Consider the following 7071-nt stretch of genomic DNA (forward strand, 5'->3'; position numbering starts at 1 on the left):
CAGACCCCCGCGGCATTTGGTCCGATCAGCCCAGTCTTGCCCGAAACCTCCGTGCGACACGAGACTCCGGCCGTCAATTCAGCCTCGCCGAAATGACCCCGGCCCCGCTGCTGCCCGGCCCCGATCCGCGTCAAGCATCAGCGGGGCCGAAAGCTTGCTCCAGCAGCACGTCTCGACCGACAACAGGGCCCCGCAGGCGGACTACCTGCCATAACGGCGCCCGGCGGCATCGACCACAAGATCAACGAAACCGGGCATTTATTCGCGGCTTCGATAAGTCTCGGCGGCGACGGGAATGATCGACACCGCGAATGCCGGAACCCCGCCCATTCGCCACACCTCGCGCGGTAAACAACCGTCGGCAAGCCACTCGATCCCGTTAACCGGTATCGCCCGAACGGCCTAGCAGGTGATCAACAGAGCGTGACCCTCATTCCCCGCTCCTCTGCCCGAAGGGTCGGCACACGTACCCGAAGGGTCGGCACACGTACCTGGACGGACGACACGAGGCGCGGGAGTACGGGCGGCGGGATGGGCGTCCCGGCTGGGTACGCGGGGCGACCGTTCGGGTTCGCCGGCGCCGGGGTTACCAGGAGCGGAGGGTGACTATGCGCTCTTCGAGTTGCTCGACGGTGGCCATCGCGGTGGGCGGGCCGCCGCAGACGCGGCGGAGTTCGTTGTGGATGGCGCCGTGGGGTTTGCGGGTGCGGTGGTGGTACATGCCGACCAAGGCGTTGAGTTCCTTGCGGAGCGAGCCGAGGCGCTGGCTGACCGTCTGGGGCTTGGCGACCTGGACGGGGGCTTCCTTCTCGGGCTTGCGCTTCTTGGAGTCGGCGAGCTGCTCCTCCTGGCGCTTGCGCAACAGGGCGCGGACCTGGTCCGGCTCCAGGAGACCCGGGAGGCCGAGGTACTCCTGCTCCTCGTCGGAACCGGAGAACACGGCCGTGCCGAAGGAGTTGCCGTCGTAGATGACCTGGTCGAGCTCGGCGGAGGCGCCCAGTGAGGTGAACGCCTTCTCCTCCTCGCCCGGCTCGTCCTCGGTGCGGTTGGCTTCGGCGAGCAGCTCGTCGTCCCAGCCGTCTTTTTCGCGATGGGGCTTGCCGAGCACGTGGTCGCGCTGCGCCTCGAGCTCGGCGGCCAGCTCGAGCAACACCGGCACGCTGGGCAGGAAGACCGAAGCCGTCTCGCCCTTGCGACGGGATCGCACGAAACGGCCGATCGCCTGCGCGAAGAACAGCGGGGTCGACGCGCTCGTGGCGTACACGCCGACCGCCAGGCGCGGGACGTCGACGCCTTCCGACACCATGCGGACCGCGACCAGCCAGCGGTCCGTCGACGCGGCGTACTCGGCGATGCGGCCGGATGCCTTGGGGTCGTCCGACAAAACGACCGTCGGCATCTCGCCGGACAACCGCTCCAAGATCTTGGCGTAGGCGCGGGCCGACTCCTGGTCGGTCGCGATGACCAGGCCGCCCGCGTCCGGCATGCCGTCGGCGCGGAGCTGCGACAACCTGACGTCCGCTGCCTGCAGCACCGCCGGGATCCACTCGCCTGCCGGGTCGAGCGCGGTGCGCCAGGCGCGCGCGTTCTGCTCGGCCGTGAGCGGCTCGCCGAGGCGGGCGGTGAACTCCTCGCCCGCGCTGGTGCGCCACGACGCCTCACCCGAGTAGGCGAGGAAGACGACCGGCCGGACCACGCCGTCGGCGAGCGCGTTGGCGTAGCCGTACGCGTGATCGGACTTGCTGCGCAGGTGCCCCTCGCCGTCCGGCTCGTACTGGACGAACGGGATCTGCGAATCGTCGCTGCGGAACGGGGTACCGGTGAGCGCGAGCCTGCGCACCGCCGGGGTGAACGCCTCCATGATCGCGTCGCCCCAGGACTTGGCGTCGCCACCGTGGTGGATCTCGTCGAGGATGACCAGCGTCTTGTAGTTCTCGGTGCGCACGCGGTGCAACGTCGGGTGCGCGGCGACCTGCGCGTACGTGACGGCGACACCCTGGTAGTCCGAGGAGGTCGCGCCCGCGCCGTTGCGGAAGTTCGAGTCGATGGAGATGCCCGCCTTGGCGGCGGACTCGGCCCACTGGTGCTTGAGGTGCTCGGTCGGCGTGACGATGACGACCCGCTCGATCGTGCGGTCGCTCAGCAGCTCGGCGGCGATGCGCAGGCCGAAGACCGTCTTGCCTGCGCCGGGCGTCGCGACCGCCAGGAAGTCCTTGGGCTTGCGCATCAGGTACTTGGTCAGCGCGCTGCGCTGCCAGGCGCGCAGTGGCCGCGCGGTGGAGTCTTTTTCCGCTGGTGGCGCGCCCATCACGCCGCGTTGGGCCGTCTCGGTCAAGATGGTCCAACTCCCCTCGGTACGGCCTGCTCACACAAAAGCGCCCGTCGAAGGCGCTCCGCCGAGGGTACCTGCCCGCACCGACAAGAGCCGGTACCGACGGGGTGATTCGTGCCTCGCGACGACGTGCTAGGCGACACTTGTCCCGAACGACGAGCCAAAACCGCCCCGATGCAGCATGCTTGGCCCTGCGATGACCGAGACAGCGGACGACGCGCCGGAGGACGGCGCCGAGCGGGCACCCGAGGCGAGGGTGGTCCGCAAAACCCCGCTGACCTTGCTCAGGCGCACGCTCAACAAAGCCTGGGACGGCAACATCTTCTCCGAGGCGGCCGAGGCCGCCTTCTGGCAGACGCTGTCGCTTCCCCCGCTGCTGCTGGGACTGCTCGGCAGCCTGGGCTTTCTCGGTGACTGGTTCGGCCCGTCGGTGGTGACCGCGGTGCACGACCAGATCATCCGGTTCTCGAAGACGATCTTCAGCCCGAACGCCGTCCAGGAGATCATCGAGCCGACGGTCAACAGCATCCTCACGGTCGGCAAGGGCGAGATCGTCTCCGTCGGCTTCGTGATCTCGCTGTGGGCCGGTTCGTCGGCGATGTCGTCGTTCGTCGACGCGATCACCGTCGCGCACGATCAGTACGGCGTGCGCAACGAGGTGTGGCAGCGGTTGTTCGCGCTGCTCCTCTATATGGCCGGGCTGGTGATCCTGGCCGTCGGGCTGCCACTGCTGGCGATCGGCCCCGACCTGCTCCCCGAATTCTTCCCGGCGGACTGGCGGCCGACGGTCCGCGACTGGGTCGGCACGCTCTATTACCCGGCGCTCGGTGTGCTGATCACGCTGGCGCTCGCGACGCTCTACAAGCTCGCGCTGCCGCGCAAGCTGCCGTGGCACCGCGGCCTGCCCGGCGCGGTGCTCGCGATGGTGCTGTTCCTGCTGGCGAGCATCGGGCTGCGGATCTACCTGTCGCAGATCACCAAGACGGGTTACACCTACGGCGCGCTCGCCGCGCCGATCGCGTTCCTGCTGCTGATGTTCTTCATCGGGCTGGCGGTGACCGCCGGCGCGTACTTCAACAGCGCGATCCAGGAGCTGTGGCCGGCCAAGATGACCCGGCGCCAGCGCCGCAAGTGGCGCAGGCTGGAGATGGAGCGCGCGAACGAGCGGCTCAAGTCCGAGGACAACGGCAAGCTGTGGGAACGGGCCACCGTGCCGCTGCGCCGACCCAAGCGCGAGGACGTCGAAGCTGAGGAATCCTCAGCGAACGCGCACCCCGATCGGGTCACGGACGAGCCCGCCGAAGCGGACGCCCCCGAGCCCGAATCTTCGCCCCGAGCTGGGCGTTCGACGGCCTGACGCCGGTTACTCCACCCGTGCTCCACCGCCACCCGACCGGCGGAGTCATCCTGAAGTCGTACCGAGACTCCACCCCTGGTGTGAAGCTCTTCTCAGGTTTCGCGTGTCACGCTCAGCGCGCCCCGGAACCAAGGGGCTTTTCCGTTTCCCGAGGGGGATCACCACCATGTCAGTGCTGGCACGGCTCAGCCTGCGCAACCGAGGCCTGATCGGGCTGCTGGCCATCTTGGTACTGGTCTTCGGCGCGTTCGTACTGCCGAAGATCAAGCAGCAGCTCTTCCCGTCACTCCAGTTCCCGACGGCCGTCGTCATCACGCCGTACGTCGGCGCCTCGCCGGACGCGGTCGACAAGCAGGTCAGTGAGCCCATCGAGGCCGCGCTGCAGGGGATCAAGGGCGTCGAGGAGATCACCTCCACGTCGAGGGCTGGCAACTCGTCGGTCGTCGTCCAGTACCAGTTCGGCACGGACCTCGACGCGGCCGTCGGCCAGATGCAGCAGGCGGTGAACCGGATCAGCACCCGGCTGCCCGCCAACAGCACGCCGACCGTGCAGGCCGGCAGCTTCGACGACATCCCGACCGTGGTGCTCGCGGTCAGCGGTGAAGGCGACCAGAAGCAGCTCGCCGACCGGCTGAACAACGAGGTCGTCCCCGAGTTCAAGAAGATCGAGGGCGTCCGCACCACGACGGTCACCGGGACGCAGAAGCCCCAGGTCGTCATCACGCTGGACTACGCGAAGCTCGCGGTCGCGGGGGTCGACCCGTCTTCGCTGGTCAGCACGCTGCAGGGGGCGGGCGCGGCCATTCCGGCGGGCACCGTCGACCAAGACGGCAAGACACTCAACGTCGAGATCGGCGGCTCCGCGCTGACCGTCGACTCGCTCAAGAACACTTACCTGGCTGGCAAGACGAAGCCGGTGAAGCTGGGCGACATCGCGACCGTAGAGGCGGGCACCGCCACGGCCACGTCGATCACCCGCACCAACGGCAAGCCCAGCTTCGGCGTTTCGGTCACCATGGCCTCCGACGGCAACGCGGTGGCGATCTCGAAGGCCGTGAAGGACAAGCTGCCCGAGCTGAGCTCGAAGCTCGGCGTGCAGTTCAGCACCGTGTTCGACCAGGGTCCCGAGGTCGAGAAGGCGGTCAGCGGCCTGACCACCGAAGGCCTGCTGGGCCTGCTCTTCGCGGTGATCGTGATCCTGCTCTTCCTGTTCTCGCTGCGGTCCACTTTGGTCACCGCGGTGTCGATCCCGCTGTCCGTGGTGGTCGCGCTGATCGCGCTCTACAGCGGCGATCTGTCACTCAACCTGCTCACCCTCGGCGCGCTGACGATCGCGGTCGGCCGGGTGGTCGACGACTCGATCGTGGTGCTGGAGAACATCAAACGGCATCTCGGCTACGGCGAAGCGAAACAGGACGCCGTGCTGAACGGTGTCCGCGAGGTGGCCACCGCGGTGACCGCGTCCACGCTGACCACGGTCGCGGTGTTCCTGCCGATCGCGTTCGTCAGCGGCATCGTCGGCGAGCTGTTCGCGCCGTTCTCGATCACGGTGACCGTGGCGCTGCTGGCGTCGCTGCTGGTTTCGCTGACCGTCGTGCCGGTGCTGGCGTACTGGTTCCTGAAGGCTCCCAGGAATTGGGACGCCGAGAACGCCGAAGCGGCAAGGGAAGCCGCCGAGGAGAAGGAGCGCAACGGCGCACTGCAGAAGATCTACGTCCCGGTGGTGCGGTTCGCCATCAAGCGCAGGCTCGTCGTGGTGCTCAGCGCGATCGTCATCTTCGTCGTGACCGCCGGGCTCGCCGCCAGCGCGAAGACGGACTTCCTCGGCGACAACGGCGGCACCACGCTGTCGATGACCCAGGAGCTGCCGCCGGGCACCAGCCTGGAAGCCAGTGAGGAAGCCGGAAAGCTCGTCGAGACGGCGCTCGCGGCCGCGCCCGAGGTCAAGAGCTACCAGATGACCGTCGGCGGCAACGGCGCGGGCGCGGCGTTCGGGTTCGGCGGTGACGGCGGCACCAGCTTCACCGTGACGATCGCCGAAGGCACCGACCGGAAAGCGTTGCAGGAGAAGCTGAAGAGCCAGCTCAGCGGCAAGCCGGGCGCGGGCGTCATCAAGTTCGGCCAGGACGCTTCGAGCTCCGACAAGGTGTCCGTGCTGGTGACCGCGCCGAACGACGCCGCGCTGAAGCCCGCCGCCGACCAGGTGGCGCGGGCACTGTCCGGGATCAACGGGCTGTCCGAGGTCACCAGTGACCTCTCGAAGGGCTCGCCGCAGCTGAAGGTCGACGTCGACCAGGCGGCCGCCGCGGCCGCGGGATTGACGCCCGCGACCATCGGGCAGCTCGCCGGGCAGGCCGTCGGCGGCCGGGTGGTCACCCAGCTGCCGATCGACGGGACACGCACGGACATCGTGCTGCGCACCGGAACCGCGCCCACCGGGGTCGACGCGATCAAGGCGTTGCCGCTGCCTTCGGCGACCGGCGTGGTCCGGCTGGACCAGGTCGCGACGGTGTCCACTGTGGATGGTCCGAGCACGGTCAAGCGGACCGGCGCCGACCTGAGCACGAGCGTCACCGCGAAGAACGGCTCGGACAACCTGGGCGCGGTCACCAAGGACATCGAGACCAAGCTCAAGGACCTGAAGCTGGCAGGCGGCGCGTCGGCCAAGATCAGCGGGGTCGCCGAGCAGCAGACCGAGGCGTTCACGAACCTGGTGCTGGCGTTGCTGGCCGCGATCGCGATCGTGTTCCTGATCATGGCGGCGACGTTCCGCAGCCTGGTGCAGCCGCTGATCCTGCTGGTGTCCATCCCGTTCGCGGCGACCGGCGCGCTCCTGCTGCTGCGGGCGACGAACACCGCGATCGGCCTGCCCGCGATGATCGGCATGCTGATGCTGGTCGGCATCGTGGTCACCAACGCGATCGTGCTGATCGACCTGATCAACAAGTACCGGTCGGACGGCTACAGCGTGCAGGACGCGGTGGTCGAGGGTGGCAGGCACCGGCTGCGGCCGATCCTGATGACCGCGTCGGCCACGATCTTCGCGCTGCTGCCGATGGGGCTGGGGATCACCGGGCAGGGCGGGTTCATCGGGCAGCCGCTGGCCATCGTGGTGATCGGCGGGCTGGTCAGCTCGACGCTGCTCACCCTGGTGCTGGTGCCGACGCTGTACACGGCGCTCGAGGTCCGCAAGGAACGGCGCGCGCTCAAGAAGGCGGCGCGCACGCCCCGGCCGTCGAACGTCAAGCCGGAGCACGCCAACGTCTAAGGCTCGTGAGTGTTGCCGACGGGTAACTAGTCAGGTCTCTGTCACGTGGTGATCGTGGTGCTGCGATGATCACCACGTGACCGGGGATGTGCGTCCGTCGTATGACGAGCTTGC

3 protein-coding genes are annotated in these 7071 nt (G+C 68.4%); 2 read left to right on the forward strand and 1 reads right to left on the reverse strand.

Features of this window, described 5'->3' with window-relative positions; translation table 11 throughout:
- Positions 1-586: 586 nt before the first annotated feature.
- Positions 587-2308: a DEAD/DEAH box helicase gene (locus ACFV15_RS37730; protein ID WP_378356904.1), complete on the reverse strand. Its 1722-nt coding sequence runs from the start codon at positions 2306-2308 to the stop codon at positions 587-589.
- A 220-nt stretch (positions 2309-2528) separates the two neighbouring features.
- On the opposite strand from ACFV15_RS37730, the gene ACFV15_RS37735 reads away from it, so the two are divergent.
- Both ACFV15_RS37735 and ACFV15_RS37740 read left to right on the forward strand, forming a co-directional pair.
- The gene (locus tag ACFV15_RS37735) at positions 2529-3689 is read left to right on the forward strand and encodes a YihY/virulence factor BrkB family protein (protein ID WP_378356900.1); all 1161 of its coding nucleotides are present in this window, start codon (positions 2529-2531) and stop codon (positions 3687-3689) included.
- A 166-nt stretch (positions 3690-3855) separates the two neighbouring features.
- Positions 3856-6957 (forward strand): efflux RND transporter permease subunit, encoded by a 3102-nt coding sequence (locus tag ACFV15_RS37740; RefSeq protein WP_378356901.1) that lies wholly within the window; start codon positions 3856-3858, stop codon positions 6955-6957.
- The last annotated feature ends 114 nt before the right edge of the window (positions 6958-7071 follow it).

Source organism: Amycolatopsis sp. NPDC059657 (genome assembly GCF_042734395.1).
Classification (GTDB): Bacteria; Actinomycetota; Actinomycetes; order Mycobacteriales; family Pseudonocardiaceae; genus Amycolatopsis.